This window comes from Streptomyces sp. NPDC001380 (assembly GCF_042895785.1).
Taxonomy (GTDB): domain Bacteria; phylum Actinomycetota; class Actinomycetes; order Streptomycetales; family Streptomycetaceae; genus Peterkaempfera.
Genome location: NZ_JBIAWP010000008.1, coordinates 26,000 through 52,873 on the forward strand (window position 1 = coordinate 26,000; position 26,874 = coordinate 52,873).

Annotated in this window: 24 protein-coding genes; 12 read left to right on the forward strand and 12 right to left on the reverse strand. The window is 77.6% G+C overall.

The genetic code is table 11. From position 1 onward, the window contains the following. The first annotated feature begins 169 nt into the window (after positions 1 to 169). The gene (locus tag ACFY07_RS11905; protein WP_390868532.1) at positions 170 to 1,663 is read left to right on the forward strand and encodes an FtsX-like permease family protein; all 1,494 of its coding nucleotides are present in this window, start codon (positions 170 to 172) and stop codon (positions 1,661 to 1,663) included. A 133-nt stretch (positions 1,664 to 1,796) separates the two neighbouring features. After that, positions 1,797 to 2,405 carry a PadR family transcriptional regulator gene (locus tag ACFY07_RS11910; protein ID WP_390868533.1) on the forward strand — a complete coding sequence of 203 codons (609 nt, stop codon included), beginning with the start codon at positions 1,797 to 1,799 and terminating at the stop codon, positions 2,403 to 2,405. 28 nt (positions 2,406 to 2,433) lie between these two features. On the opposite strand, the gene ACFY07_RS11915 is transcribed toward ACFY07_RS11910, so the two are convergent. Together ACFY07_RS11915 and ACFY07_RS11920 are read right to left on the reverse strand one after the other, a co-directional pair. Beyond that, positions 2,434 to 2,979, reverse strand: coding sequence for an HAD domain-containing protein (locus ACFY07_RS11915; protein WP_390868534.1), 546 nt, complete (start codon positions 2,977 to 2,979; stop codon positions 2,434 to 2,436). A gap of 334 nt (positions 2,980 to 3,313) precedes the next feature. Then, positions 3,314 to 4,060 (reverse strand): VOC family protein, encoded by a 747-nt coding sequence (locus tag ACFY07_RS11920; protein ID WP_390868535.1) that lies wholly within the window; start codon positions 4,058 to 4,060, stop codon positions 3,314 to 3,316. A 594-nt stretch (positions 4,061 to 4,654) separates the two neighbouring features. Between ACFY07_RS11920 and ACFY07_RS11925 the strand changes: the two genes are divergently transcribed. Further along, positions 4,655 to 5,359 (forward strand): pyridoxal 5'-phosphate synthase, encoded by a 705-nt coding sequence (locus ACFY07_RS11925; protein ID WP_390868536.1) that lies wholly within the window; start codon positions 4,655 to 4,657, stop codon positions 5,357 to 5,359. A 226-nt stretch (positions 5,360 to 5,585) separates the two neighbouring features. On the opposite strand, the gene ACFY07_RS11930 is transcribed toward ACFY07_RS11925, so the two are convergent. Continuing rightward, positions 5,586 to 6,287, reverse strand: coding sequence for a dienelactone hydrolase family protein (locus ACFY07_RS11930; protein ID WP_390868537.1), 702 nt, complete (start codon positions 6,285 to 6,287; stop codon positions 5,586 to 5,588). Between the two features lie 373 nt (positions 6,288 to 6,660). Here ACFY07_RS11930 and ACFY07_RS11935 point away from each other — a divergent pair, with 373 nt between their 5' ends. Beyond that, the gene (locus ACFY07_RS11935) at positions 6,661 to 7,206 is read left to right on the forward strand and encodes a Clp protease N-terminal domain-containing protein (protein WP_390868538.1); all 546 of its coding nucleotides are present in this window, start codon (positions 6,661 to 6,663) and stop codon (positions 7,204 to 7,206) included. 159 nt (positions 7,207 to 7,365) lie between these two features. Here the strand turns inward: ACFY07_RS11935 and ACFY07_RS11940 are convergent, their stop codons facing one another. The 3 genes from ACFY07_RS11940 to ACFY07_RS11950 all read right to left on the reverse strand — a co-directional run bounded on the left by ACFY07_RS11940 (position 7,366) and on the right by ACFY07_RS11950 (position 10,490). Further along, complete coding sequence (locus ACFY07_RS11940) at positions 7,366 to 8,841, reverse strand: sugar porter family MFS transporter (protein WP_390868539.1); 1,476 nt, start codon at positions 8,839 to 8,841, stop codon at positions 7,366 to 7,368. Between the two features lie 211 nt (positions 8,842 to 9,052). Further along, positions 9,053 to 9,706 (reverse strand): FMN-binding negative transcriptional regulator, encoded by a 654-nt coding sequence (locus ACFY07_RS11945; RefSeq protein WP_390868540.1) that lies wholly within the window; start codon positions 9,704 to 9,706, stop codon positions 9,053 to 9,055. Positions 9,707 to 9,749: 43 nt separating this feature from the next. After that, positions 9,750 to 10,490, reverse strand: a complete 741-nt coding sequence (locus ACFY07_RS11950) for a pyridoxamine 5'-phosphate oxidase family protein (RefSeq protein ID WP_390868541.1) — start codon at positions 10,488 to 10,490, stop codon at positions 9,750 to 9,752. Positions 10,491 to 10,524: 34 nt separating this feature from the next. Between ACFY07_RS11950 and ACFY07_RS11955 the strand changes: the two genes are divergently transcribed. Together ACFY07_RS11955 and ACFY07_RS11960 are read left to right on the forward strand one after the other, a co-directional pair. Then, positions 10,525 to 11,877 (forward strand): aminotransferase class I/II-fold pyridoxal phosphate-dependent enzyme, encoded by a 1,353-nt coding sequence (locus tag ACFY07_RS11955; RefSeq protein ID WP_390868542.1) that lies wholly within the window; start codon positions 10,525 to 10,527, stop codon positions 11,875 to 11,877. Between the two features lie 213 nt (positions 11,878 to 12,090). After that, the gene (locus tag ACFY07_RS11960; RefSeq protein ID WP_390868543.1) at positions 12,091 to 13,581 is read left to right on the forward strand and encodes a bifunctional phosphatase PAP2/diacylglycerol kinase family protein; all 1,491 of its coding nucleotides are present in this window, start codon (positions 12,091 to 12,093) and stop codon (positions 13,579 to 13,581) included. Positions 13,582 to 13,635: 54 nt separating this feature from the next. On the opposite strand, the gene ACFY07_RS11965 is transcribed toward ACFY07_RS11960, so the two are convergent. The 3 genes from ACFY07_RS11965 to ACFY07_RS11975 form a co-directional block, all read right to left on the reverse strand. Beyond that, positions 13,636 to 15,096 (reverse strand): glycoside hydrolase family 47 protein, encoded by a 1,461-nt coding sequence (locus ACFY07_RS11965; RefSeq protein WP_390868544.1) that lies wholly within the window; start codon positions 15,094 to 15,096, stop codon positions 13,636 to 13,638. Between the two features lie 162 nt (positions 15,097 to 15,258). Further along, positions 15,259 to 16,902: a sensor histidine kinase gene (locus ACFY07_RS11970; RefSeq protein WP_390868723.1), complete on the reverse strand. Its 1,644-nt coding sequence runs from the start codon at positions 16,900 to 16,902 to the stop codon at positions 15,259 to 15,261. 56 nt (positions 16,903 to 16,958) lie between these two features. Beyond that, on the reverse strand, positions 16,959 to 17,741 hold the full coding sequence (locus tag ACFY07_RS11975) for a response regulator transcription factor (protein WP_390868724.1): 783 nt from the start codon (positions 17,739 to 17,741) through the stop codon (positions 16,959 to 16,961). A gap of 253 nt (positions 17,742 to 17,994) precedes the next feature. Here ACFY07_RS11975 and ACFY07_RS11980 point away from each other — a divergent pair, with 253 nt between their 5' ends. The 3 genes from ACFY07_RS11980 (at position 17,995) to ACFY07_RS11990 (ending at position 21,042) form a co-directional block, all read left to right on the forward strand. Further along, on the forward strand, positions 17,995 to 19,392 hold the full coding sequence (locus tag ACFY07_RS11980; RefSeq protein WP_390868545.1) for a ferric reductase-like transmembrane domain-containing protein: 1,398 nt from the start codon (positions 17,995 to 17,997) through the stop codon (positions 19,390 to 19,392). A gap of 133 nt (positions 19,393 to 19,525) precedes the next feature. Further along, positions 19,526 to 20,086, forward strand: coding sequence for an FMN-binding protein (locus tag ACFY07_RS11985; RefSeq protein WP_390868546.1), 561 nt, complete (start codon positions 19,526 to 19,528; stop codon positions 20,084 to 20,086). 131 nt (positions 20,087 to 20,217) lie between these two features. Further along, positions 20,218 to 21,042 (forward strand): FAD:protein FMN transferase, encoded by an 825-nt coding sequence (locus ACFY07_RS11990; protein ID WP_390868725.1) that lies wholly within the window; start codon positions 20,218 to 20,220, stop codon positions 21,040 to 21,042. Here the strand turns inward: ACFY07_RS11990 and ACFY07_RS11995 are convergent. Further along, on the reverse strand, positions 21,022 to 22,380 hold the full coding sequence (locus ACFY07_RS11995; protein WP_390868547.1) for an NAD(P)/FAD-dependent oxidoreductase: 1,359 nt from the start codon (positions 22,378 to 22,380) through the stop codon (positions 21,022 to 21,024). The two genes, ACFY07_RS11990 and ACFY07_RS11995, sit on opposite strands and share 21 nt — an antisense overlap. Positions 22,381 to 22,611: 231 nt before the next feature. Here ACFY07_RS11995 and ACFY07_RS12000 point away from each other — a divergent pair, with 231 nt between their 5' ends. Further along, complete coding sequence (locus ACFY07_RS12000; RefSeq protein WP_390868548.1) at positions 22,612 to 23,370, forward strand: HipA family kinase; 759 nt, start codon at positions 22,612 to 22,614, stop codon at positions 23,368 to 23,370. Continuing rightward, positions 23,367 to 23,825 carry a DUF3037 domain-containing protein gene (locus tag ACFY07_RS12005; RefSeq protein ID WP_390868549.1) on the forward strand — a complete coding sequence of 153 codons (459 nt, stop codon included), beginning with the start codon at positions 23,367 to 23,369 and terminating at the stop codon, positions 23,823 to 23,825. Before ACFY07_RS12000 ends, ACFY07_RS12005 begins: the two co-directional genes overlap by 4 nt. A gap of 125 nt (positions 23,826 to 23,950) precedes the next feature. Here ACFY07_RS12005 and ACFY07_RS12010 read toward each other — a convergent pair whose 3' ends face one another. Further along, positions 23,951 to 24,802: a cache domain-containing protein gene (locus tag ACFY07_RS12010; protein WP_390868550.1), complete on the reverse strand. Its 852-nt coding sequence runs from the start codon at positions 24,800 to 24,802 to the stop codon at positions 23,951 to 23,953. Between the two features lie 78 nt (positions 24,803 to 24,880). After that, the gene (locus tag ACFY07_RS12015) at positions 24,881 to 25,624 is read right to left on the reverse strand and encodes a FadR/GntR family transcriptional regulator (RefSeq protein ID WP_390868551.1); all 744 of its coding nucleotides are present in this window, start codon (positions 25,622 to 25,624) and stop codon (positions 24,881 to 24,883) included. Between the two features lie 161 nt (positions 25,625 to 25,785). Between ACFY07_RS12015 and ACFY07_RS12020 the strand changes: the two genes are divergently transcribed. Beyond that, positions 25,786 to 26,868, forward strand: a complete 1,083-nt coding sequence (locus tag ACFY07_RS12020) for an ABC transporter ATP-binding protein (RefSeq protein WP_390868552.1) — start codon at positions 25,786 to 25,788, stop codon at positions 26,866 to 26,868. Positions 26,869 to 26,874: the final 6 nt, after the last annotated feature.

Genomic DNA, 26,874 nt, shown 5'->3' on the forward strand with positions numbered 1-26,874 from the left:
GCCGCACAGGGAACGGGGACCGGCCGTCTCCTCCGCCGTCCCGTCGGCGAGCCGCCGACCCGACGAACTCATGAACTGCCGCCCCGGCGAACCGGCGAACCGACGTCCCGCGGGCCGCGCCGCCGACGCCGCTCGCGCGGCCGGGGCGCCTCACTCTCTCCGACGTCAGGTGTGGCTCGACACCGGGGCCGCGAGCCGTACCGGCGAGGCGTCGGGGGATCCGTTGTGGTGGTGGCCCCACGGCGACTACTACGACGGCAGGTCCCTCACCGAGGTCGACGTCGCCGCGACCGGCCCGGCTTCGCCAGTTCCGCCTGGCCCCGCACGACTCCCGGCGCCCGGCGAGTACTACGCCTCACCGGCGCCGGCCGGGCTGATCCGCGACACCCCGGCAGGTCAACCGGGCGACCGCTTCCCGGGACGGTTCGCCGGCGCGATCGGCGACGCCGCGCTGCCCTCCCCGGACTCGTTGATCGCCGTCATCGGTCGCACCCCCGATGCGGTCAAGGGCGCGCCTACGGCGCGGACCGTCACCTCCATCGCCACGGCCAGACCGCCCACCTGCGACAACGCGTGCTGGGACCGGGGTGTGCGCGATGACGCCATGATGCTCGTCCTCTCCGTGGTCGCCGGTGCGCTGATCTTCCCGGTGCTGGTCTTCATCGGCACCGCGACGCGGCTGTCCGCAGCCACCCGCGAGCAGCGGTACGCCGCGATGCGGCTGGTCGGCGCGACGCCCCGGCAGGTGTCTCTGGTCGCGGCCGTGGAGTCCGCACTCGCGGCGGCCGCCGGGACGCCGGCGGGCTTCGCGCTCTACGCCGCGCTGCGCCCCCGCGTCGCCGCCGTCCCGCTCACGGGCCAGCGGTTCTTCCTCTCCGATCTGACGCTCGGCGTCCCGCAGGCCCTCGTCCACGCCGGCACCGGCGGCACCGGCGGAGGCCCGGCCGGCCCCGGCCCGGACGCGCCCGCGCTGGTGGCCTGCGCCGACCTGGCCCGGACCCCCATGGTGGGCCGTTGTCCGGCCGGGGCGGGCGTCGCGGCCGTCGACCGCTACGCCTTCCTCGGCTTGGAGTCGCACCCGGACTGGCAGTGGCCTGCGGCCGGGGTCGGCCCGGACGCCGTCAACCGCCTGCCCGTGCAACCGGTCTACGTGGCCACCGACGGGTCGACGCCGACCATGGAGCGCGTGAGGAGGCTGCTCACCGTCGCCTACCCGCACCGGCAGGCCCGCACGGTCGGCGACTTCGGCACCGACCTGCAGCAGCAGCTCGCCGGTTGGCGGCAACTGGCCGACGTGGTGCTGCTCACCACGCTGCCGATCGCGGGATGCAGTCTGGCGGTGAGCGTCGTCGCGGGCCTGTCGGACCGCAGGCGCCCGTTCGCGATCCTGAGCCTCGCCGGCGCACCGCTGCGGCTGCTGCAGACCGTGGTGGGCCTCGAGAGCGCGCTGCCGCTGCTGGAGGTCTCCGCGGCCGCGATCGGCACTGCCTTCGCCGCGTCGGAGATGTTCCTGACGTCGCAGATGCACTACGACCTGGTCCTGCCCGACGCGGCCTACTGCCTTCTCGTCTCGGGCGGACTGGCCGCCGCGCTCGGCATCATCGGCTCCACCCTCCCTCGGCTCGGGCGGATGACCGGCCCCGAGGCCGCCCGGAACGGGTGACGTGCATCCCGCCTCGCCCCCGGACGCTTCGGCGCCCGGGGGCGAGCTCCTCGCAGTCCGTTGACCGGCGACTGTCACCGATATATCGTCAAAGCCCTGAGATGCTACGGTGACATGGAAGGCGGCAGACGCCATGCGACCCGGATTCCCCTTCGGCCCGGGCAGGCCCGGGCCCCACCCCCACGGGGGCCCCTGCGCCCGTCCCGCCTTCGGCTCCTTCGGGCCGCCGTTCGGCGGACCGGGCTTCGGGGGCTTCGGCCCCGGTCCGCGCGGCCCCAGGGGCCGGTACGGCGGCCGTGCCCGGCGCGGCGACGTGCGCGCCTCGCTCCTCGCCCTGCTGCGGGAGCGTCCGATGCACGGCTACGAGATGATCCGGGAGATCGCCGAGCGCACCTCGGGCGCCTGGCGCCCCAGCCCCGGCTCGGTCTACCCCAACCTCCAGATGCTGGAGGAGGAGGGGCTGATCCGCAGCCGGGAGGAGGGCGGCAAGCGCCTCTTCGAGCTCACCGACAGCGGCCGCGCCGAGGCCGACGCCGGTCCCGAGGCCCCCTGGGAGGAGGCGGCCGGCGGTCCGGGACCGGACTGGGAGGCCGCGCAGGACGCCGTGAAGTCCCTCGGCGGCCTCGCCGACGCCCTGCGGCAGGTCGTGGCGGCCGGCAGCGCCGAGCAGCGCACCAAGGCCCTCGCGCTCCTCGCCGAGACGCGCCGGAGGCTCTACCTGATCCTCGCCGAGGAGGACTGAGCCGCCGGGCCGCCGCCGCGCCCCGCGGCTACCGCGCCGAGGAGGGCCGGGCCGGACGCCTGCCGGCCCGGCCCGGCAGTCCCGGCGCCGGGGGCCGGGCCAGCAGCCGGTCCACGTGCCCGCGCGTCAGCCCCTCCAGCGGGTCGACCCGGAGCAGCAACCGGTCGCGCCGCAGCAGGGAGCGCCGCACCAGCCGCGCCGGGATCACGTCGTCGACCCAGGCGAACGGGCGGCCCGCCGCGTGGCGCAGGAGCGGCGCCCACTTCCGGGCCGACAGGAGCTCCATCAGGGGCAGCCGGGGGTCGCCGGGCTGCGGCCGGTACCCGGTGAACCGCACCACCGGCAGGGGCGGGACGCCCAGCAGCGGCGCGAGGTGCACGTTGGCGTCCTCCTCCCAGGTGGTCGCCCACACCAGGGTGCAGACGTCGGCGAGCTCGCGGAGCCAGGCGCCGTGGCGGGCGTGGAGCCGCACCGTCAGGCCGAGCACGCGCCGGTTCTCGAAGTCCGTGCCGGGCGGCGGCGCCAGGGGGTTGAGCACCCCGTCGACGTCCAGGTACAGCAGCGGCCTGTGCATGCGCCCCCTCCCCGCGCCCGGCGGCCTCGGGGGAGACGACGCGCGGGAGGGGAGGGCGGTTGCGCCGGCGGGAGCGGCCCGCCCCGCGGCGCCCGGCCCGGCCCGGCCTCCGTCGTTCCCCGGGGCCGCCCCGCGGCCCGCGTGCCTTCGGCGGACCCGGGCCCGGCCGCGCCGGGAGGACGCCGGCCCCCGGGGCAGGGGCCGGCCGCCGAAGCCCCCGCGCAGGACCGGGTGCCGCCGGCGGCCGTGCACGGACGGACCGGTCCCGCCCGGCGGTCCGGCCGCCGCGCCGCTGTCCGGGGTGCCGGGGCCCGCCGCCGGCCGGGGCTCCGCGTCAGGACCGCGGCGCGAGGACGCAGAACTCGTGGCCCTCCGGGTCGGCCAGGCACCTCCACGGGACGTCCCCCTGGCCGAGGTCGAGGCCGGTGGCGCCGAGGGCCCGCAGCCGGGCCACCTCCGCCTCCTGGTCGTCGCCCGGGTACGGCAGCAGGTCGAGGTGGACGCGGTCCGGCACGGTCTTCACGCCGGGCACCCGGAGGAACTCGAGGTACGGGCCTACCCCCTCGGCCGAGCGCAGCACCGCATGGTCGTCCGCCACCTCGTGCACGCTCCAGTCCACCGCCTCGCCCCAGAACCGGGCCATGGCCCGCGGATCCGCGCAGTCGACGACCACCGCGGCGATCGGCCCGGTGTCCCGGTAGACCTCCCGGGGCTCCAGCACGCAGAACTCGTTGCCCTCCGGGTCGGCGAGGACCGTCCACGGCACGTCGCCCTGGCCCACGTCGGCGGGCGTCGCTCCCACGGCGCGGAGGCGCGCGACCAGCTCCGCCTGATGGGCCGCGGAGGTGGTGGCGAGATCGAGGTGCACGCGGTTCTTCACCGGCGGCTTGGGCTCCGGCACGACGACGACGTCGACGCAGACGGCGACCGGGTCCGGCCAGACGAAGCCGCCGCCGGGTTCGACGTTGGTCACGCCGGGCCCCTCGCTGGAGACGCCCCAGCCGAGCGCCTCCGCCCAGAACCGGCCGACCGCCGAGTCGTCGAGAGCCTTGATGTTCACCTGGACAGGTCGCAGCGCCATGCCGGTGATCCTATGCACCCGTTCCGCGACGACGCAGGCACCGTCGCCGAACGGGGACCGGCCCGCCCGCCCGCCGCATGCCCGGCTCCCGGCCGCGGGACCGCTGCGGGGCGGCCCCCGGAGACCGGGTCGGCCTGCGGAGGCCCTGTGCGGGGGCACGTGGCCGAAGGCGCTGCTGGTGTGCCGCGTGTGCGGACGGTCGTCGCCGGTGCCGGTGAGCAGGCCGCCGAGGTCCGGGTCCCCTCCCGCGGGGCGTCCACCGTCCGGCTGCAGGCAGCGGTGGGCCCACCCGCGTCCGGCCCGTGACGTCCCCGGGGCGGCGGCGTGCGAGGGGCGCCGGGGGGCGTGCGGGGGTGCGGCCGCGGAGTCCGGTCGGCCCGTTCGGCCCGGTCGGCCCGGTCTGCCCGGCGGTCCGGCCGCCGCGCCGCCGGGCGTCCCGTCTTTCGCCCGGCTTCTGGTGGTCCGGCCCGGACGAGCCCGCGCCGCGCGGGGCGCGCCCGTGCCGGACGGCCCCTCCCGCCTGCGGGTGTGCGGCAGTATGGGCGGGGAATGATCACCGAGGCCGCCCGCCGGGGCGGCAGTGAGGAGGCTGCTGTGCAGCACACGGTGGAGGGCGCCGGTGCGGGCGGCCGGGCGGAGGGGCCGCTGGCGGCCCTGCTGCGCGGGCGGCCGCCGATGGCCCGCGAGCTCCCCTCCTTCGACGTCGGGCACGTGCCGGACGAGCCCGGCCCGCTCTTCGTCGACTGGCTGCTGCAGGCGTTCGAGGCGGACGCCCCCGACGCCCAGGTGGTCACCCTGAGCACGGTCGACGCGGACGGCCGCCCGGACGCCCGGATGCTGGTCCTGCGGGACGTCGACGTCGCCCGCGGCGCCTGGTGGTTCGCCGCGGACGCGGACAGCCCCAAGGGCCGCCAGCTGGCCGCCACCCCGTGGGCGGCGCTCACCGTGTACTGGCCGGCGCAGGGCCGCCAGGTGCGGCTGCGCGGCCGGGTGGAGACGGGGGACCCCCGGCTCGCCGCCGCCGACTTCCTCGGCCGCAGCCCCGCCTCCCGGGTCGCCGGCCTGGTCGGCCGCCAGAGCGAGCGACTCCAGGGCCCGGGCGAGCTGGACGCCGCCTGGCAGGAGGCCGCCGCCCTGATGGACGCCGACCCCGGGTTCGTGGCCCCCGGCCACACCCTCTACGGCCTGGTCGCCGACGAGGTGGAGTTCTGGCAGGGCGACCGGCACCGCCGGCACGTCCGGCTCGCCTACACCCGCCACGCCGACGGGACCTGGGGCCGCGGCCTCCTCTGGCCCTGACGGTCCGGTCGGCGCCGCGAGCGGGGGCGGCGCCGGCCCGCAGGGCGGGCGGTGGAGCGGTTCTCGCCGCGGCGCGGGGCCGCCGGGCGTGCTGCGGCCGCCCGGGGCCGCCGCCCGGTGCGGCCGGACGCCGGCGGGCCGGGCGGACCGGACACCGCCCGGCGGCCCACCGGCAGTACGGCGGCCCGGCGCGGTCCTCCTGCGCCGGGCCGCCGTGCCGCCTGCCTCAGCCGAGGACGCCGTGCAGGAAGGCCAGCGTCCGCCGCCAGGCGATGGCGGCCTGCTCCGGGTCGTAGGTGCCGATCAGGTTCTCGTCGTTCATGAAGGCGTGGCCGGCCGGGTAGAAGTGGATCTCCGGCTTGCGTCCGGAGGCCGCCTCGATCCGCTCCGCCGCCTCGTCCACCGCGGACATCGGGATGCCCGCGTCCTGCTCGGCGTAGTGGCCGAGGACCTGCGCGGTCAGCCCCCGGTAGTCGTACCCGGGGACGCGCGGCAGTCCGTAGAACGGGACCGCGGCGGCCACCCGGTCGCCCTCCTGGGCGGCCAGGACCAGCGCGAAGCCGCCGCCCATGCAGAAGCCCACCACGCCGACGGCGTCCCCGGTGGCCGCCGGGTGCTCCAGCAGGAAGTCCACCGCGCCCCGAAGGTCGCGCGCGGCCCGCTCGACCGGCATCTCCTGCAGCAGCCGCGCGGCCTCCTCCTTGTCGTGGGTGGTGGGGCCGCCGTACAGGTCGGGCGCCAGGACCGTGAAGCCCTCGGCGGCGAACCGGTCGGACATCTCCGCGATGTGCGACGTCAGCCCCCACCACTCCTGGACCACCACCAGGCCGGGCCCGGATCCCGAGGGCGGCGGGGCGAGGTACCCGTGGGCCTCACCGCCGTTGCTCGGGAAGGTCACGTTCTGCCGGGAGCCTCCCGGGTCTGCCATGGCCCCTCCTCTGGGACGGCGCGTGCGGCGTGCGGGCGCTGCCGCCCGTGCCGACGATCGTATGCGGACGCCGCCGCCCGGGGGCGTCACCACGCTGACCTCTTCCGATGCCGGGACCGCTCCGGATGCGGCGGACCCGTCGGAAATCCGGCTGGTGCGACGTCACTCCTGCTTCCACGGTGCGCCGGAGGAGCGATGGTGCCTGTGGGTTGACGCCCCGTCACCGTACGCAGCACACTGCTCGCAGCCGTCCCGGCCGGGGCGGCCTCCTTCCCGCGGAGGAGTGCGGCCCGTGTCGGCCCTCCTCCCGGTGGATCCCGGGCGGTACCCCGGGCGGACGACCGCACCCGGGGCCGAGTGATGGGGTGGAACCGTGCAGCCAGAACTCCTCCGCACCACCCCTCTGCCCGCAACACCCGCCGTCCTGGGCGCCGTGGCGGCCGCGGCCCGCCGCAGGGCCGCGCGGGCCGGCGACGAGGCCGTCGACACCGGCCACCTGCTGCACTCGCTGCTGGAGTCGGACGCCGCCGCGCTGGATGCCGCCGCGCCCCTGCCCCGGCAGGCCGTACGGCTGATGGGCTACCTGGTGCAGCGCTCCATCGGCTTCGGCCGGGGCTGGCGGGCCACCGCCGAGCAGCCGGGCGCCGATGCCGATGCCGGCGCCGAGGGTGGTGCCGTTCCCGACACCGCCGGTGCCGAGGCGCCGCGGAGCGCCCCCGACCGGCCCGGCCTGAGCGGGGCGGCCGCCGCCGCCCTGGAGGAGGCCGCGGCGCGCCCGGAGGCCCTCCCCGTCGGCCACCGCCTCCTCGCCGCGCTGCTCGCCGACCCCGACAGCCGGGCGGCGCAGATCCTCCGCTCGTCCGGCATCGACCCGGTGGCGGTCCGGGCCCGCTGCGCCGGCGTCCGGCAGACCGTCTGAGGCCCGGCAGCCGCCCGAGGCCCGGCAGCCGCCCGAGGCGCGCCCGGCCGGCGCGGGAGGCCTGCGGCATCCGTACGCCGACGGGCGGCCCGGGCGGACGCCGTGTCCGCGCGGGCCGCCCGTCGGCGGTCCGTACCGGCCCGTGCGGGCCGTGCCGGCTCAGCCCATCGACTCCAGGGTGCGGCCCCGGGTCTCCTTGATGGCGAACATCACGAACGGGATCGACAGCAGGGCGAACCCGGCGTAGATCGCGTAGGTGGCCGACAGGTTCCAGTTCGCGAGGGACGGGAACGTGACGGTGATCATCCAGTTGGCGAGCCACTGGGCGGAGGCCGCCACGCCGAGCGCCAGGGCGCGGATCCGGTTGGGGAACATCTCGCCCAGCAGGACCCACACCACCACGCCCCAGGAGAAGGCGAAGCAGAGCACGAAGAAGTGCGCCGCCACCAGGGCGATCACGGCCTGCAGGTTCGGGATCTGGGCCGTGTCGCCGGTGCCGGTGCGGTACGAGAACGCCCACGAGGCGACGGCCAGGGCGACCATCATGCCCGCCGAGCCCGCGAGCGCCAGCGGCTTGCGGCCCACCCGGTCCACCAGCGACATCGCGATCACCGTGCCGATGATGTTGATGATCGAGGTGGAGAGGCTGATCAGCAGTGAATTGCTCTCCTTGATGCCCACCGACTGCCACAGCAGCGACGAGTAGTAGAAGATCACGTTGATGCCGACGAACTGCTGGAACACCGAGGCGCCGATGCCGACCCAGACGATCGGCAGCAGCCCGAAGCGGCCGCCCAGCAGGTCGCGCAGGGTGGAGCGCCGCTCGGTCGCCATGACCGACCGGATCTCGATGACCCGGGCGTCCAGGTCGGCCTCCGGGCCCTCGACCTCGGCGAGGACCTCGCGCGCCTTCGCCTCGCGGCCGGAGGCGATCAGGTAGCGCGGCGACTCCGGGATCGCCAGCGACATCAGGCCGTACACGAGGGCGGGGACGGCCTCGACGCCCAGCATCCACCGCCAGGCCTCGATGCCGGCCAGCTGCCCGCTGGAGTCGCCGCCCGCCGCCTGGTTCAGGGCGTAGTTGGCGAGCTGGGACACGGCGATGCCCAGCACGATCGCCATCTGCTGGAACGACCCCAGCCGCCCCCGGTAGGCGGCGGGGGACACCTCCGCGATGTAGGCGGGGGCGATCACGGACGCGATGCCGATGGCGATGCCGCCGATCACACGCCACATGGCCAGGACCTCGATGTTCGGCGGGAACATCGAGCCGACGCCGCTCACGGCGAACAACACGGCGGCGAGCTGCATGATGCGGATGCGGCCGAACCGGTCGGCCAGCCACCCCGCGCCCGCGGCGCCCACCGCCGACCCGAGGAGGGCCGCCGCCACGGTGGCGGCGGTCTCCCCGCTGCCGACGGCGAAGTGCTTCTGGATGCCCGTCACCGCGCCGTTGATCACCGCGCTGTCGTAGCCGAAGAGGAAGCCGCCCATGGCGGCGCTCGCGGCGATGAAGACGACGTGGGCGAGGGGGGTCTCTCCGGCCTGGTGTGCCGGTCTGGTGCTGGTCAGGGTGTGCTCCCGAGGACTGGGGCGGGCCGCCCGCGAGGCCGGATGGACGTCGTCCGCTCCCATGACATCAGGTAAACGGTCATACCGCACGCAAGGGTGCGATACCACCTTTTCCGGATCCGGGAGCCGTCGGTCCCTTGCCCTCCGGCCCCTGCCCCGCCGTCCGGCGGCCAATCTCCCCCGGTCGGAGCCCGGTTGGCGGCCCGCCCCGGCCGCTCCCCGCCCCGCCCCGGCCGCCCCGCGCCGGCCGCCTGCCGCGCCGCCCGGCCGCCGGTCAGGCGGGGAGGTTCCCGGCGCGCGCCGCGGCGCGGCGCAGCAGCTGCCGCCGGGCGCCCGCGTCGCCGGGCCGGCCCCGCTCCGCCAGCCGCTCCCCGGCGGCGGCCTGCCGGGCGGGCGTCAGCTTGTCGTCGTACGTGAACGTGGCCCGCACCTCCCGCACCGTGAGCCGCAGGCCGCGCAGCCCGGGCAGCAGGCCGCCGAAGGGCGCCGCGCCCGGCGTGACCGACAGGCCCGGGGTCTCCGGCTGGAAGTGCGCCAGCTGCCGGGTGAGCAGCTCCGCCTTCTCCTCCGGGTCGTCCACGGTCGCGGCGGTGCAGTGGAACTGCACGGAGGCGTAGGAGCTCGTGGGGGTGCCGTGCTCGGGCGGCGCACCGTCGGGGGCGCGCCACGTGCCGGGGGCGAAGGCGTGGTCGCCGGTGACGGTGAGGGTGACGTGCGGGTCCGCCCGCAGCGCCGCCCAGAGCGGGTTGGCGGCGGAGAGGTGGGCGAGGATCTCGGCGCGGTCGGCGTCGAGGACGAAGTGGGCAGGGGTCACCACCGGACCGCTGCCGGCCGGGCCGTTGGCGGCGAGCAGCCCGAAGTCGCGGCCCTCGGCGAGCCAGGCGCGCCACTCGGCCTCCTCGCCGCGGTCCCAGGGGCGGATGAGCACGGTACGTCCTCTCGTCGGCGGGCCCCCGGTCCGTCCGGCGGCCTCAGCCGGCGCCGCGCAGGTAGTCCGGCAGCGGCCGCCCGGGCGGCAGGGCGGGGTCGGGCACGGGCGCGTCGCGGACGGTGCGGACCGGGACCACCCCGGCCCAGTGCGGCAGCCCCAGGTCCTCCGGGTCGTCCTCCGCGCCGTCGGCCCGCACCTTCGCCGACACCTCGTCGAGGTCGAGCCGCAGCACCGCGGTCGCGGCCAGCTCGCGGGCGTTCGCGGGCCGGCAGTCCCGGGACCGGCCGGGGACGGCCTGGTCCACGATCGCGTCGAGCGCCACCGCCAGCTCCCCGGGGTCGGTGACCCGGTGCGCCGTGCCGTGGGCGACGACGGAGCGGAAGTTGACCGAGTGGTTGAACGCGGAGCGGGTGAGCACCAGCCCGTCGACCAGGGTCACCGTCACGCAGACCCGCACGCCCTCGCCGGTCCCGCCGTCCCCGCCCCCGGCGGCGCGCAGCGGGCGGCTGCCGGTCGAGCCGTGGACGTACAGGCGGTCGCCGACCCGGGCGTACACGGTGGGCAGCACCACCGGGGCGCCGTCCGCCACGAAGCCCAGGTGGCAGACGAAGCCCTCGTCCAGGACGGCCCGGACCGCCTCCCGCTCCCAGGTGGCGCGGTCGCGGTACCGGGTCGGGGTCGTGCGCGGGGTGCGCGCGTACTCCCCGGCCTCCCCGGCCTCCCCGGCCTCCCCCGCCCCTCCGGCCGTCCCGGTCCCGTCCGCGTCCGTGTGCGCCGACATGACAGCCCCTCTGCACTAGTGCATACTCTGCTTTGTGCTAGGAGATTATCGGATCCGTGGCCGCCGTGCCACGGAGATCGCAGCCGACGTCGAGCGCGCGGTCGGCTCCGGTGAGCTGGCGCCCGGCCAGGCCCTGCCGCCGCTGCGCGACCTCGCCGCCGGCCTCGGCGTCAACCCCAACACCGTCGCCGCCGCCTACCGCCTGCTGCGCGACCGCGGCGTCATCGAGACCGCCGGGCGGCGCGGCAGCCGCATCCGGCCCCGGCCCGCCGTGGCCCCCCGCGACCAGATCCGGGTCGAGGTGCCCCCGGGCGTCCGCGACCTGTCCACCGGCAACCCCGACACCGCCCTGCTGCCCCCGCTCGCCCCGGCCCTCGCGGCCGCGGCCGCCGCGCTGGACCGCGAGCCCGTCCTCTACGGCCACCCCGCCGCCGACCCCGGGCTGCTCGCCCTGGCCGCGGCCGCCTTCCGCGCCGACGGCGTGCCCGAGGGGCCGCTCGCCGTCGCCTCCGGCTCCCTCGACGCCGTCGAGCGCATCTTCACCGCCCGCCTGCGCCCCGGCGACGCCGTCGCCGTCGAGGACCCGGGCTGGGGGAGCCTGCTCGACCTCGTCCCCGCGCTCGGCCTGCGGCCCGTCCCCGTCGCCGTCGACGACGAGGGCCCGCTGCCCGACCGCGCCGCCCGCGCCCTCGCGGCGGGCGCCCGCGCCCTGGTCGTCACCAGCCGCGCCCAGAACCCCACCGGCGCCGCCCTCACCGCCGCCCGCGCCCGCGACCTGCGCGCCGTCCTGGCCCGCCACCCCGACGTCCTGCTGGTCGAGGACGACCACGGCCACGGCATCGTCGACCAGCCGTACCGGCCCCTCGCCGCCGCGCCGGACGGGCGGCCGACGGTCCGCCACTGGGCGGTGGTCCGCTCGGCGGCCAAGGCGTACGGACCGGACCTGCGCCTCGCCGTCGCCGCCGGCGACACCGACACCGTGGACCGGGTGCTCGGCCGCCAGCGGCTCGGCGCCGGCTGGGTCAGCCACCTGCTCCAGCGCACCGTCGCCGAGCTGTGGCGCACCGACGCCGCCCCCGCCGCCCGCAACGCCGCCGCCTACCGCGAGCGGCGCGACGCCCTGCTGGCCGCGCTCGCCGCGCACGGGGTCGCCGCGCACGGCGCCGGCGGGCTCAACGTGTGGGTGCCGGTCCGGGACGAGGCCGCCGCCGTCGCCGGCCTCCTCCAGCGGGGCTGGGCCGCCGCGCCCGGGGCCCGCTTCCGGCTGGAGTCGCCGCCCGGGATCCGGCTCACCGTCTCGCCCCTGACGCTCCACGAGGTCCCCGCCCTCGCCGCCGACACCGCCGCCGCCCTCGGCCGCGGCGCCGCCTCCGGCCGCCCGGTCTGAGGCGCCCCGCCCCGACCGGCCCGCTCCTGCCCGTACCGTCCCGTGGCGGCCCGGCCCGACCGGCACCGGCGGTCGGGACGGTACCGGTCCGCCCGGCCCGCCGCCCGCCGCCCGCCCGGACGGTCCGCCCCGGCGCCCCTGCCCGTTCCCCCGCCCCGGGCGTGTCGGCCCTGCCCAGGCGTGTCCGGACGCCGCGAGGGGTATCCGCCGGGCATGCAGAGGATCAGCGAGTTCGACCGGCGGCTGTTCGAGCGCGTCGCCGCCGCCCGCCTGCGCGGCGCCCACCCCGTCCTGCCCCGTCTCAGCCGCGCCGCCGACCACGGCGTGCTGTGGATGGGCGCGGCCGCGGCCCTCGGCGTCGTCGGCACCCGCAGCGCCCGGCGCGCCGCCCTGCGCGGCATCGGCTCCCTCGCGGTCGCCTCGCTGGCCACCAACACCGCCGCCAAGTGGGCGGCCCGCCGCACCCGGCCCGGCATCGGGCCGGTCCCGCTGATGCGGCGCCTGTCCCGGCAGCCGCTCAGCAGCTCCTTCCCCTCCGGCCACTCCGCCTCGGCCGTCGCCTTCGCCACCGCCGTCGCCCTGGAGGCCCCCCGCTACGGCGCGGTCCTGGCCCCGGTCGCGGCCGCCGTCGCCGCCTCCCGCGTGTACGTCGGCGTCCACTACCCCGGCGACGTGCTGGCGGGCTGCGCCCTCGGCATGGGCGCCGCCGCCCTCACCACCCGCTGGTGGCCGCTGCGCCCCGAGTCGCCCGCCGAGGCCCGGGTGCGGACCTCCGCGCCCGCCCTGCCCGGCGGCGAGGGCCTGGTCGCGGTGGTCAACGACCGGGCCGGCCTCGGCACGTCCGACCCGGCCGCGGACCTCCCCGCCCGGCTGCGGGCCCTGCTGCCCGCCGCGGAGATCGTGCCGTGCGGGCCCGACGACGACCTGGCCGAACTGCTGGAGAAGGCCGCCCGCCGCGCCGCCGAGCTGGGCGGCGCGCTCGGGGTGTGCGGCGGCGACGGCAGCGTCAACGCCGCCGCCGTGACCGCGGCCCGCGCCGGGCTGCCGCTCGCGGTCTTCCCCGGCGGCACCCTCAACCACTTCGCGCTGGACCTCGGCATCGACGGCCTGCAGGCGTGCGCCGACGCGGTGTGCGCGGGCGAGGCCGTCAGCGTCGACCTCGGCCTGGTGCGCGCCGCGGGGCCGGACGGCGGTCCGGAGACCGAGCGGGCGCGCTTCCTCAACACCTTCAGCATCGGCGTCTACCCCGACCTGGTCCGCGCCCGCGAGCAGCTGGAGAACCGCCTCGGCAAGTGGCCGGCCGTCGCCGTCGGGCTGGTGCGGGTGCTGCGGACCGCCGAGCCGCTGCGGGTCGAGGTCAACGGCAGCCCGCGCCGCCTGTGGCTCCTCTTCGCCGGCAACGGCGTGTACCGGCCCGACGGCTTCGCCCCCACCTACCGCGACCGGCTCGACGACGGGCTGCTCGACATCCGGACGGTGGACGGCAGCACGCCCTTCGCCCGGACCCGGCTCATCGCCGCCGTCCTCACCGGCACCCTGGGACGCTCCCGGGTGTACGGGGCCGCCCGCCTGCACCGCCTGCGGCTCTCCGGACTGGAGGACGTGGGGCACATGGCGTTCGACGGCGAGGTGGCGCCCGCCCCCGACGCGCTGCTGCTCGACAAGCAGCGGCAGGCGCTCACCGTCTACCGCCCCGCCGACTGACCGGCGGCCCCGGCGGCGGCCGGCCCCGCCCGGGCCGGCCGCCGCCGTGCGCGGTCAGGACCGCACCGCGCCCCGCAGGATCTTGCCCTCGGTGGAGAGCAGCCCCTTGCGCTGGTCGAAGCGCCTCGTCCGGGCGAACATCAGGTACAGGTACTTGGGGTTCTCCGCGAACCAGTACCCGGGCGTCAGGTCGCCCAGCCGCACCGGGGACGTCGTCACGTCGGCCGCCACCGTGTACCCGCCGGGCACCCGCAGGTGGTCGCGCAGGCCCTTGAAGTACCGGTACGCCGTGCGCTTGTAGGACGCGTCGCCCGTGAGCCGCCACAGGTCGAAGGAGGAGTTGACGTACTCCGGCCGCAGGTCGTTGCGCGCCGACAGGATGGTCCCCTCCCCGAAGTCGACGGCCTCGGGCAGCACCGGGTGCCGGTCCAGCAGCATCGTCCAGGACTTGTAGTAGTCCTCGCCCGCGGCGCGGTCCCCGCCCTTGCCGAGCAGCCCGGCGTAGAAGGCGCCGAGCTCCGACTGGCTGCGGCCGACGACCTCGCCGGTCTCCTGGTCGACCTGGGCGAACCACAGCCGCCCGTCGCTCCGCTCGCCCTGCGCCCGCAGCACCGCGTCGGTCAGCAGCCGGTACCAGTCGCGCAGCTCGCGGTCGCCGAAGAGCTCGCCGCCCGCCCACAGGTACTCGTAGAAGGAGTCCACCGGCGGGTTGGGCACGCTGGAGGTGGTGTCCGTCCAGCGCCCGCTCTCGGTGTCGATGCTGGTGCCGAGCAGGTCGAGCGAGGAGCGGCGGTCGAGCACCGCCCGGTAGGCGCGCTTGGCCGCGTCGAAGTAGCGCCGGTCGCCGGTGAGCTGCGACAGCACGCCGAACTCCAGGATGTTGCTGCCCACCTCCGCCAGCGGCGGGTTGGTGCCCGACACCGCGCCCGTGCGCAGGTTGACCCGGGTGTACGGGATGCCCGTCGGGGACGCCGTGAACGCGGGGAGCAGCCGGTCCGCCAGTTCGCGGCAGCGGGCCAGCAGCTTGGGGCGGCCGGTGCACAGGTGGCCCGAGAGCAGGCCGCCGACCAGGCGGATCACCGCCTCGAAGACGTGGATGTCGCCGTCCTGCGCCGGGTCGAAGTGCTTCTCGATCCAGTCGGCGGCCCGTTTCACCTCGTGGTCCAGCTCCATGACCCACAGGGTGTCCAGGGCCTCGACGATGGACAGGCCGAAGGTGCGGCCGGGCAGGTAGAAGTCGTTGTGCCCGGCGGACAGGGGGCGCACCTCGTCGCGGCCCCAGGCGCTGCGCTTGTACCCCTCCCAGCTGTGCACGAACTCGGCGCGCACCTGCCGGGCGACCTCCGCGTCCGAGGGCAGGGCGCGCAGGCCGTCGGCTGCGGCGGCGGGCGGGGGCGCCGCGGCGGAGGCCCGGCGCGCCGGCAGGAGGGAGGCCACGGAGGCGGCCGCGCCGGCGCCCAGGACGGCACGGCGGGGCAGCCGCGCGCGGAGCGCGGCGGGGGAGAGCGATCGCATGGTTGTGGGACGCTACCGCCGCCCCGCGCCCGCGCCGGGACCCGCCGGTGCGGCGCGGCGGCGCCCCCGGGGCCCGGGACCGGTCTCCCACCGGGCCTCCGGGCCGTCCGGCCCCGCCGCGGGACCACTCCCACGGGTGACCCGGCCGTGGTGCAGCCGGCGTCACCCGGAGGGGTGCACCCGGCCGCCGTACGGGGACCCGCCGCCCGCGGGGCCGCGCTCCTCCGCGTCCCCGGCCGCGGCGCCGCCGTCCTCCGGGACCCTGTCCGCGGCGCCGCCCGGGGACTGCGGGCGGGCCGACGGCAGCGCCACCCGGAACGCGGTGCGGCCCGGACGGCTCTCCACGGACACCGAGCCCCCGTGCGCCTCCGCCACGGCCCGGACGATCGCCAGCCCCAGCCCGGTGCTGCCGGTGGCACGGGAACGCCCGCGGTCCCCGCGCACGAACCGGCCGAAGACCGCGTCGCCCAGCCCCGGCGGCAGGCCGGGGCCGTCGTCGGTGACGGTCAGCACCACCGGGCCGCCCGGCACGGCCGCCGGGTCCACGCGCAGCGTCACCGTGGTGCCCTCCGGGGTGTGCGTGCGGGCGTTGGCCAGCAGGTTGCCGACGACCTGCTGCAGCCGGTGGGAGTCGCCGGGCACCGACACGGGCTCCTCGGGCAGCTCCAGCCGCCAGCGGTGGCCGGACCCGGCGGACCCCGCCCCGGCGGCCCGGACGCCCGCGGCCTGCACGCCCGCGGCCTGCACGTCGGCGGCCCGGGCGTCGGCGGTGCAGTCCAGCGCCAGCCGGGTCAGGTCGACCTGCTCGCGGGCGAGCGGGCGGCCCGCGTCGAGCCGGGCGAGCAGCAGCAGGTCCTCCACGATCGCGCCCATCCGCAGCGACTCGGCCTGGACGCGCTCCAGCGCGTGGCGCACCTCCGGCGGCACCGGGCCCGGGTGCCGCAGCGCCAGCTCCGCGTGGCCCCGCACGGCCGCGACCGGGGTGCGCAGCTCGTGGCTGGCGTCCGCGGCGAAGGCCCGCAGCCGCTCCTCCACGGCGTGCCGCTGGGCGAGGGAGTCCTCGACGTGCCCGAGCATCCGGTTGAGGGAGGCGCCGACCCGGCCGACCTCGGTCCGCGGGTCGGCGTACGGCACCCGCTCGGACAGGGCGACCCGCCCGCTGGCCAGCGGCAGCTCGCCCACCCGCTGCGCCGTGTCGGCGACCCGCCGCAGCGGCCGCAGCGACAGCCGCACCCACGCCGCGCCCGCCGATCCGGCGACCACCAGCGCGACGGCGAAGACCACGGCCTCCACCGCGGCCAGCCGGTGCACGGTCTGCTCCACCGGCGCCAGCGGCAGGCCGGTGACCAGGACGTCCCCGTCGCGTCCGGGCACCGCGCGCATCCGGTACGGCGGCAGGGAGGCGAGGTGCACGGTCCGGGCGCGGCCGTCGGCGGGCAGCGCGGCCAGGGCGGCGCGGTCCCGCCCGGCGAGGGGGACCGCGTCGTCGGTCCCGGCCGCCGAGTCGTCGCCGTCGCCGTCGACCACCCCGGCCCGGGTGACCCGCCCGCCGACCAGGCGGGCGCCGAAGGTGCCGTCGGCCTGCCCCCGGGTGTCGCCGCCCTGCCCCGGGCGCTCGTCGTCGTGCTCCAGGCTGGCCGCGTACCGGCCGCCGGTGTCCGCCAGCTGCTGGTCCAGCCGGTCCACCAGGAACCGGCCGAGCGCCGCCGTGGTCGCCAGGCCCACACCGGCGCAGGTGACGGCCAGCAGCACCACCAGCCCCGCGATCAGCCGGGCCCGCAGGGTGCGCGGCACCAGCCGCCGCAGGCCGCGCGGGCCGACGGCCGCCCGCCCGTCCGCCGCGGCTCCCGCCCGTCCGCCGGTCACTGGGCCTGCTTGAGGACGTACCCGGCGCCCCGCACCGTGTGGATCAGCGGCGCACGCCCGGCGTCGATCTTCTTGCGCAGGTAGCTGATGTACAGCTCCACCACGTGGGCCTGGCCGCCGAAGTCGTACGACCACACGTGGTCCAGGATCTGCGCCTTGCTCAGCACCCGGCGCGGGTTGCGCATCAGGTAGCGGAGCAGGGCGAACTCGGTGGGGCTGAGCTCCACCGCCTCGCCGCCCCGGGACACCTCGCGCGCCTCCTCGTCCATCACGAGGTCGCCCACCACCAGGCACCCCTCGCCGCGGACCGGCCCCGCGCCCCGGCCCGGCGCGGGCGCGCCCGCCCGGGACATGCCCGCCCGGCGCAGCAGGCCCCGCAGCCGGGCCACGACCTCCTCCAGGCTGAACGGCTTGGTCACGTAGTCGTCGCCGCCGGCCGTGATGCCCGCGATCCGGTCCTCCACGGCGTCGCGCGCGGTGAGGAAGAGCACGCACACCTCCGGCTGCGCCGCCCGGATGCGGCGCAGCACCTCCAGGCCGTCGACGTCGGGCAGCATCACGTCCAGCACGACGGCGTCCGGGCGGAACTCCAGGGCCCGCGCCACCGCCGCGGCGCCGTTCGCTGCGCCCCGGACCTCCCAGCCCTCGTAGCGCAGCGCCCCGCACAGCACGTCCACCAGGTCGGGCTCGTCGTCCACGACCAGGACCCGCACGGGGCCGCCGCCGTCCTGCGCGGCCGCCGCCGGCGCGGTGGCTGCTGCTGCGGTCTGCTCGTCCATCGTCCCCGTCCGGTCCGCCGTCAGGTGCCCCGGCACCCGTGCTCCTCCCGACAGTGTCACGCCTTCCTCTGAGAACCCTATGAGAACCCTGGGGGGATCCGAAGGCCCCGGACGCCCTCCGCGCCGCTCCGACCTGCGGGTTCGCCGTCCGGGGGCGGTCGGGGGCCGCAGGGCTCAGAGGGAACGCAGAGGGAGCGGTGCCAGGGTTGCGGCGTACCGGCCCCCACGCCGGCCCCGGCGAAGGAGGAACCCCATGGCGACTGTCACGGACGGACGCACCCGCACCGGCGGCCCCCCGGCACACCGCCGTCCCGCCGCACCCGGGAGCCCCGCCCTGCCCCCGGGCGTGCTCCCTGCGGCGGTCCTGGCCCTGGTGTGGGCCGGCGCCGCCGGCGTCCTCGCCCTGTGGTGGACCGGCACCCCCGCCGTCCCCGGCACCGGCGCCTGGCTCACCGGGGCTGGCCGCATCACCGGCCTGCTCGCCGGCTACGCCGCCCCGCTGCTGGTGCTGCTCATGGCCCGGCTGCCGCTCCTGGAGCGCGGCGTGGGCGCCGACCGGCTCGCCCGCTGGCACGCCATGGGCGGCCGGTACATGATCAGCCTGGTCGCGGCCCACGTGGTGCTGACGATCTGGGGCTACGCGCTCACCAACCGCCACGGCGTCGCCGGCGAGACCGTCGACATCGTGCTCCACTACCCGGAGATGCTGAAGGCGACCGCCGCCACCCTGCTGCTGTTCGGCACCGCCGCCGTCTCGGCCCGCGCCGCCCGCCGCAGGCTCGGCTACGAGGTCTGGTACTACCTCCACCTGGCCACCTACGCCGCCGTCGCCCTCGGCTTCGCCCACCAGCTCGCCAACGGCGCCGACTTCGTGTCCAGCGCCCCCGCCCGCGCCGCCTGGTACGGGCTCTACCTCGGCACGGCCGCGCTGCTCGGCTGGTACCGGCTGCTCGTGCCGTTCCGGCTGGACCGCCGCCACCGGCTGCGGGTCGCCGAGGTGCGCCCCGAGGGGCCGGGCACGGTCTCGGTCTTCCTCACCGGCCGGCACCTGGAGGAGCTGCGGGCCGAGCCCGGGCAGTTCTTCCGCCTGCAGTTCCTCGCGCCGGGCCTGCGCTGGGCCGCCAACCCGTACTCGCTCTCCGCGCCCGTCCACCCGCGGTACCTGCGGTTCACGGTCAAGGACCTCGGCGGCCACAGCCGGGCCGCCGCCCGGCTCCGGCCCGGCACCCGGGTCCGCGCCGAGGGCCCGTACGGCGCCTTCACCGCCGCCCGCCGCCGCTCGCGCAAGGTGCTGCTGCTGGGCGCCGGCGTCGGCATCACCCCGCTGCGCGCCCTCTTCGAGACCCTGCCGGCCGCGCCCGGCGACCTCACCCTCGTCTACCGGGCGAGCCGCGCCGAGGACCTGCTCTTCCGCGGCGAACTGGAGGCGATCGCGGCGGGCCGCGGCGCCGCCCGGCACTACCTGGTGGGCCGGCGGGCCGAGGTCGGCGAGCCGCTCAACCCGGACACGCTGCGCCGCCTGGTGCCCGACCTGGCCGCCCACGACGTCTACCTCTGCGGCCCCGACGCCATGGCGGAGACCGCGGTCCGGGCCCTGCGGGCGGCAGGGGTGCGGCGGAGCCGGATCCACCACGAGTCCTTCGCCCTCTGAGGCCGGAGGCCGGCCCGCCCGTCCCGATCCGCCCGACCCACCCGACCTGCGCGACCCACCCGACCTGCGCGATCCGCCCGACCCCGCGCGATCCGCCCGACCCGATCCGATCCCGGACAACGAGGAGCCCGCCGTGCGCCGAGCCGTCATCACCAGCGCAGCCACCGTCTCCGGAGTGGTGCTGCTGCTCTCCCTCAAGCCCCACGGGCAGTCCACCGCCGGAGCGCCCATCTCGACCGGCGCGGGGGGCGGCACGTCCACCGCGTCCGGCGGGACCGCCGCAGGGGGCGACGACCAGGGCGGCGCCGACGGCGGGACCGACGACGGCGGCACCACCGGGTCCACCGGCTCGTCGGGCACGTCCGGCACGTCGGGCTCGTCGAACCCGTCCGGCTCGTCCGGTACGGCGCCCGGCACCGCCCGCACCGTGACCGGCGACGCCGCCGACACCCGCTACGGGCCGGTCCAGGTGAAGGTCAGCGTCCAGGGGAAGAAGATCACCGACATCTCGGTGGTGCAGTACCCCAACGAGGACCACCGGGACCAGGAGATCAACGGCTACGCCCTGCCGATCCTCAACCAGGAGGCCCTCAGCGCCCAGAGCGCCCGGATCGACGCCGTCTCCGGCGCCACCTACACCAGCGACGGCTACACCCGCTCCCTGCAGAGCGCGCTCGACAGGGCGGGCCTGTGACCGCCGCCGCGCCGGCCGGCGCCACCCCGGAAGGCCCTGCGGCCACCGGTCCCGCAGCCGTCGACCCCTCGACCACCGCCCCTGCGGCCGTCGACCCCGCCGCGCCCCCGCTGCGCCACGTCGAGCACGCCATGGGCACCGTCTTCTCCTTCGACGTCCGCGACGCGGGCCGCGGCCGACGCCGGGCCGCCGTCGAGGACGCCCTGCGCGGGGCGGTCGCCTGGCTGCACCGGGTGGACGCCGTCTTCTCCCCCTACCGGGAGGACAGCCAGATCAGCCGCCTCGACCGCGGCGAGACCGCCCTGGAGGAGTGCGACCCCGACGTCGCCCTGGTCCTGGAGTGGTGCGAGGAGGCGTCCCGGGAGACCGGCGGCTGGTTCACCGCCCGCCCCGCCGGGCGCCTGGACCCCTGCGGCCTCGTCAAGGGCTGGGCCGTGGAGCAGGCCGCCCGGCTGCTGCGCGAGGCGGGCTCGCGGAGCCACAGCGTCACCGGCGGCGGCGACGTGCAGACCACCGGCGGCCCGGCGCCCGGCCGGCCGTGGCGGATCGGCGTCGCCCACCCCCTGCTGCCGGGGCGGCTGGCCGCGGTGGTCTCCGGGTACGGCATCGCGGTCGCCACCTCGGGCACCGCCGAGCGCGGCGCCCACATCACCGACCCGCACACCGGCCGCCCCGCCACCGCGCTCGCCTCGGTCACCGTGGTCGGCACGGGCCTCACCGAGGCCGACACCTGGGCGACCGCGGCCTTCGCCATGGGTCCCGCCTGCGTGGCGCGGCTGGAGGCCCGCGGGGGACTGGAGGCGCTGGCGGTCCTGCCCGACGGCGCCCTGCGCCGCACCTCCGGCTTCCCCGACGCGCCCGAGGCACCCGACGCGCCGCGGGCCGCCCCCGCCCGGGCCTCCGCGGACCCGGGCGAGTGGCGGCCCGCCGTGCCGTCAGCCCTTGGCCAGCAGTGACCGGGTGTGCTCCCGGACCTGCTCCGGGGTCAGGTACGCGTCGGTGTACTCGAAGTCCCGCAACGCGGCCGGGCGCCGCGCGAGGAAGCCGGTCCGTACGAAGTCGTCGCCGGCCGTGGCGTTGAGCGTCCAGTTGGTCGACACCCTGACCTTGGCGACGTTCGTCCGCAGCGCCATGAGGTGGTAGCCGCGGGCGACCACCTGGGCGGGCAGGCCGTGCAGCTCCACGCCGAGCGGGCGGGAGACCGCGTCCATGCCGCCGAGGTCCACCACGAGGCCCAGGTCCTTGTGCCGGTAGGGCTTCAGCGGCTGGTTGCGCAGCGCCGCCACCACGTTGCCGGCGACCGCCTTGCCCTGCCGCATGCCGTGCTGGGCGGTGGGCGGGCACACCGCGCCGTCGCCCGTCTCCAGGTCGGGCACCGCCGCCGCGTCGCCGAGCGCGAAGACGCCCTCCACGCCGGGCAGCCGCATCTCGGCGGTGACCGCCAGGCGGCCCTTGACCGTCTCGGCGCCGAGGGTGGCGATCAGCGGGCTGGCGGCGACGCCGGCGGTCCAGATGAGGGTGCGGCTGGGGACGAGCCGCCCGTCGGTGAACTTCACGCTGTCCTCGCCGACCTCGGCGACGGACACCCCCAGCGACACCTCGATGCCGCGCCGCTGCAGGATCTCCAGCGCGGTGCGGCCCAGCTTGTCGCCGAGCTCGGGCATGAGCCGGGGCGCGATGTCGATGAGGTGCCACTTGATCAGCCGGGGGTCCAGCCGCGGGTACCGCTTGGCGGCGGCCGTGGTGAGCCGCTGCAGGCAGGCGGCGGTCTCGGTGCCCGCGTAGCCGCCGCCGACCACCACGAACTGCAGCCGGGACTCCCGCTCGGCCCGGTCCGCCGTCGCCGAGGCCAGGTCCAGCTGGGAGATCACGTGGTCGCGGATGTACGCGGCCTCGGCGAGCGTCTTCACGCCCCGCGCGTACTGGTTCAGGCCCGGGATGTCGAAGGTGCGGGTGATGCTGCCGGGGGCCAGCACGATGTAGTCGTACTTCTTGACGACCACCTTGTCGGTGATCGTGCGGATCACGCACATCTTGGCCTGGGTGTCCACGCCGATCGCGCCGCCGGGGATGATGTTGGTCCGCCGCAGGACGCGCCGCAGCGACACGGCGACGGACTGCGGGGTGAGCACGCCGGCCGCCACCTGGGGCAGCAGCGGCAGGTACAGCTGGTAGCTGAAGGGCGTGACGAGTGCGATCTCCGCCTCGGCCGGGGCGAGCTTGCGCTCCAGCCGCCGGGCGCACTCGACTCCGGCGAAGCCGCCGCCCACCACCAGGATCCGGGGTCGTTCCATCAGGCATCCCTCACAGCGCTGGTCTCGTCACTGCCGCCGGTGTCCCCGTGCGGCGGCACCGTCGCCGCCTGCGGCCACAGTGGCACGGCGCCGAAGGCCCCGCCACCGGTCCGCACGGCCTCGTCCCTGCTCCTCACCGGCCCGCAGCGGATCATGCGCGGCGGACGGGTGCGGCCGGTGCCGCGGACCGCGGATTCCCGGCGGCCGTCCGGCGGTGGGTAGGGTGTGCGGGTGCTTCCCGAGGTGACGGCGGTCCGGTACGTGACGCCACTGCGTGAGGGCGGGTCGATGCCGGGCCTCGTCGAGGGCGACGACCACCGGGTGTGGGTCGCCAAGTGGGTCGGCGCCGCCCAGGGCCGCAAGGCGCTGGTGGCCGAGGTGCTGGCGGGGGAGATCGGCCGGCGGCTGGGCCTGCGGGTGCCCGAGCTGCGGCGCCTGCACCTCGACCCGGTCCTCGCCCGCAGCGAGCCCGACCAGCAGGTGCAGGACCAGCTGCGCGCCAGCGGCGGCCTCAACCTGGGCATGGCCTTCGTCTCCGGCGCGCTCGGCTTCGACCCGCTCTGCTTCGAGGTGGACCCGCGGGAGGCCGGGCGGATCGTCTGGTTCGACGCGCTGGTGGGCAACGTGGACCGCTCCTGGCGCAACCCCAACCTGCTCGTCGACGGCGGCGGCCTGTGGCTCGTCGACCACGGCGCCTGCCTGATCTTCCACCACCACTGGCCCGGGGCCCCGGCCTGGACCCGCCGCCCGTTCGACGCGGGCGACCACGCGCTCCTCCGCTTCGGGCCCGACGTCGCCGCCGCCGACCGGGAGCTCGGGCCCCTGGTCACCGACGACCTGCTGCTGGAGGCCGCCGCACTCGTCCCCGACGAGTGGCTGGCGGACGAGCCCGGCTTCGACTGCCCGGACGCGGTCCGCGAGGCGTACGCCGCGCAGCTCGCCGCCCGTGCGGCCGGGCCCCGCGACTGGCTCCCGGAGGTGCCCGCATGACCGCCGACCGCCCCGCCCCGGCACCCGGCCCGGCGTCCGGCCCGGCGTCCGCCCCGGCACCCGGCGGCCCGGACCCGGTGCTCCACGACTACGAGTACGCCGTGCTCCGCGCCGTGCCCCGGGTCGAGCGCGGCGAGTGCGTCAACGTGGGCGTCCTCCTCTACTGCCGCGTCCCCGGCTTCGTCGGCGCGCTGACCCACCTGGACGAGGCGCGGCTGCTGGCCCTGGACCCGCACGCCGACACCGAGGGCGTCCGGCGGGTGCTGCGCGGGGTGGAGGGGGTCTGCCTGGGCGGCGGGCACGCCGGACAGGCCGCGGCCGACAGCCCCGGGCAGCGGTTCCGCTGGCTGACGGCGCCGCGCAGCACCGTCGTGCAGCCGGGGCCGGTCCACACGGGCCTCACCGCCGACCCGGCTGCCGAACTGGAGCGGCTCGCGGACCTCCTGGTCCGCTGAGGCAGTCCTCCTGGTCCGCTGAGGCGGCCCTCCTGGTCCGCCGGAGCCGGCCTCCCGGTGCGGCCCAGGACACCCCGCTGTCTCCGGGGTGGCCCGCGTGTGCCGCCGCGCCGCCGCGTCCCGCGTCAGCCCGTGACCAGGACCAGCGGCAGGGTCCCGCAGCGCCGCAGCTCCAGCCCGCCCTGGCGGTGGGCGCCGGTCCCCGGCACCGCCGCCGGGTCCACGCCCCGCAGCAGCGAGCCGGCGACGTGCCGGGCGGTGTTGGAGGCGGCGATCCGCCCGCGGGCGTTGACCAGGCAGGCGGGGGCCGGCAGCCGCCGCAGGACGGGCCGCACCGCCGCCTCGAAGTGCCGCAGGTAGACGTCGGCCGCCGCGATCCCGGCGAACTCCCCGCCGACGGTGACCGGCGCGGCCAGGGTGAGGCTGTACTCGTCCGAGCAGAGGTAGTCGACGTACGGGCCGGAGACGGCGCGCTGCCCGGTGGTGCGGGGGATCGCGAACCAGTCCCAGTGGGTGTAGTCGGCGTACGCGGAGCGGTCGGGGTCCAGGTGCAGGCGCAGCGGCCGCGGGGCGCCGTCCGGGCCGGGCTGCCACCACTCCAGCCAGGCGGGGGCGTCGGCGAGGCTGCCGGGCTCGGCGACGAAGCCCGCGCCGGAGATCAGGGGGGCGTGCTCCGCGAGCTGCCGCAGCAGCAGCGGGCGCAGTGCGGCCAGGTCGGCGGTGGAGGGGGCGGCGCCGGCGGCACGGGCGCCGCCCACGATGCGCTCCGCCGCCTCCCGGGTCCGTTCGACGGCGGCGAAGACCCGCTCCAGGGTGTCCCGGACCCGTGCCACCGCCTCCTCGGCCGTGGCGGCCGCCGCTCCCGGGTCCGCCGCGGCCGCCGGGGCGGCGGGGCCCGCGGGGGTGCGGCCCGGTCCGCCGCGGGCCGTGGTGCGGGCCGCGGTGCGGGGGGAGGCGGGGGAGTGCTGGACGGTCACGGGGCCTGCCTGGGTCGGGGTGCCGCGGCCGCGGGGGCGGGCGGTGTCGGGCGCCCGGCCGGTGCCCCGGGAGGGGGCTCAGTCGGGCAGGTGCAGCCGGAGGTCGACCAGGCGGTCCACGGCGGCCCGCACGTGCTCCTCGGCGAGGGCGCGGGCCCCCTGCCCGTCCCCGGCCTCGACGGCCGCCAGCAGGGAGCGGTGCTGCCGAACCGCCGCCCCTGCCAGATCGTCCTCCGAAAGTGCGAGACAGAGTAGCGCTCCGGACTCCGTCTGGAAACGGATCTCCTCCCGGGTCAGCCGGGGCGACTGCGCGGCGGCCGCGACCTCCACGTGCAGCCGCCGGTCGGCCCGGGCCAGCGCGGCCGCGTCGCCCGCCGCCGCGGCGAACTCCTCCTCCAACCGGCGCAGCCGGGCCAGGCCGTCCTCGTCGGTGCGGCAGGCGGCCAGCAGGGAGGCGGCGCCGGAGACCGCGGCGTGGTGGTCGCCCAGGTCCCGCAGCTCCTCGACCCCGTACTCGGCCAGGCGCGCGCGGAGCCGCTCGGCGGGCGGGCCGGAGGGCGCGGTGACGAAGCTGCCGCCGCCCCGGCCGCGGCGGGTCTCCAGCAGCCCCTGCTCCCGCAGCACCACCAGCGCCCCGCGCAGGGTCACGGTGGAGACGCCGAGGCGGGCGGCGAGGTCGGCCTCGCCGGGCAGCTGCTCGCCGTCGGCGAGCAGGCCCAGCTCGATGGCGTCGCCGAGGCGGCGGGCGACGGCGCCGACGCGCGCCTGGTTCTGCACGGGGGCGAAGACGCCGAGGTGGGCGCCGCCCGAGAGTCGTTCCAACCTCCGCCGTCCTTCTGACCGTTCCGCGCTGGCCCCGTACGCACGGATGTCCGTGTCCACTCTCCCACTTGGCCGAAGCTTTACCCGGCCCGGGTCTTGTCCTTTGAAATATAATTCCATAGGTTTTCGCCCACACCCCTACGGCGAGGAGGAACCGCACCATGCCGGCGCAGCCGACCAGCGACACCCCGGCCATCGCACTGCGCGGACTGCGCAAGTCGTACGACCGGGTCGAGGCGGTCCGCGGCGTCGACCTGGAGGTCGCCGACGGCGAGTTCTTCGCCATGCTCGGCCCCTCGGGCTCGGGCAAGACCACCGTGCTCCGCATGATCGCGGGCTTCGAGGCCCCCACCGCGGGCACCGTGGAGCTCGCCGGACGCGACGTCACCCGCCTCGCCCCCTTCGAGCGCGACGTCCACACGGTCTTCCAGGACTACGCCCTCTTCCCGCACATGACGGTCGAGCAGAACGTCGCCTACGGCCTCAAGGTCCGCCGCGTCCCCCGGGCCGAGCGGGCCGAGCGCGCCCGCGAGGCGCTGCGCGGCGTCCGCCTGGAGGGCTTCGGCGACCGGCGCCCCGGGCAGCTCTCCGGCGGCCAGCGCCAGCGCGTGGCCCTCGCCCGCGCCCTGGTCACCCGCCCCCGGGTGCTGCTGCTGGACGAGCCGCTGGGCGCCCTCGACCTCAAGCTCCGCGAGCAGATGCAGGGCGAGCTCAAGGAGATCCAGCGCGCCGCCGGGATCACCTTCGTCCTGGTCACCCACGACCAGCAGGAGGCGCTGACCCTCAGCGACCGGATCGCCGTCTTCAACGCCGGCCGCATCGAGCAGGTCGCCACCCCGGCCGAGCTCTACGAGCGGCCCGCCACCGCCTTCGCCGCCTCCTTCGTGGGCACCTCCAACCTGCTCGACGGCGACGCCGCCGAGCAGGTGCTGGGGGAGCGGGGGACCTTCAGCGTCCGGCCCGAGAAGATCCGCGTCCTCACCGGCGAGGACGCCGCGCAGCCCGGCGGCGGGGACGGCGGGGACGGCGACGCGAAGCTCTGCCGGGCGGCCGGCCGGATCGCCGAGGCGGTCTACCTCGGCGAGACCACCCGCCTGGTCGTCGACCTCGACGCGGGCGGCCGCCTCACCGCGCTGCGCCAGAACCTCGACGCCTCCGCCACCGACTCCGCCGCCCTGCGCGGTGCCCGGGCCCTGCTCGTCTGGGACCGGCGGCACAACGTCCGGATCGGCGAGGCCGCCTGACGCACC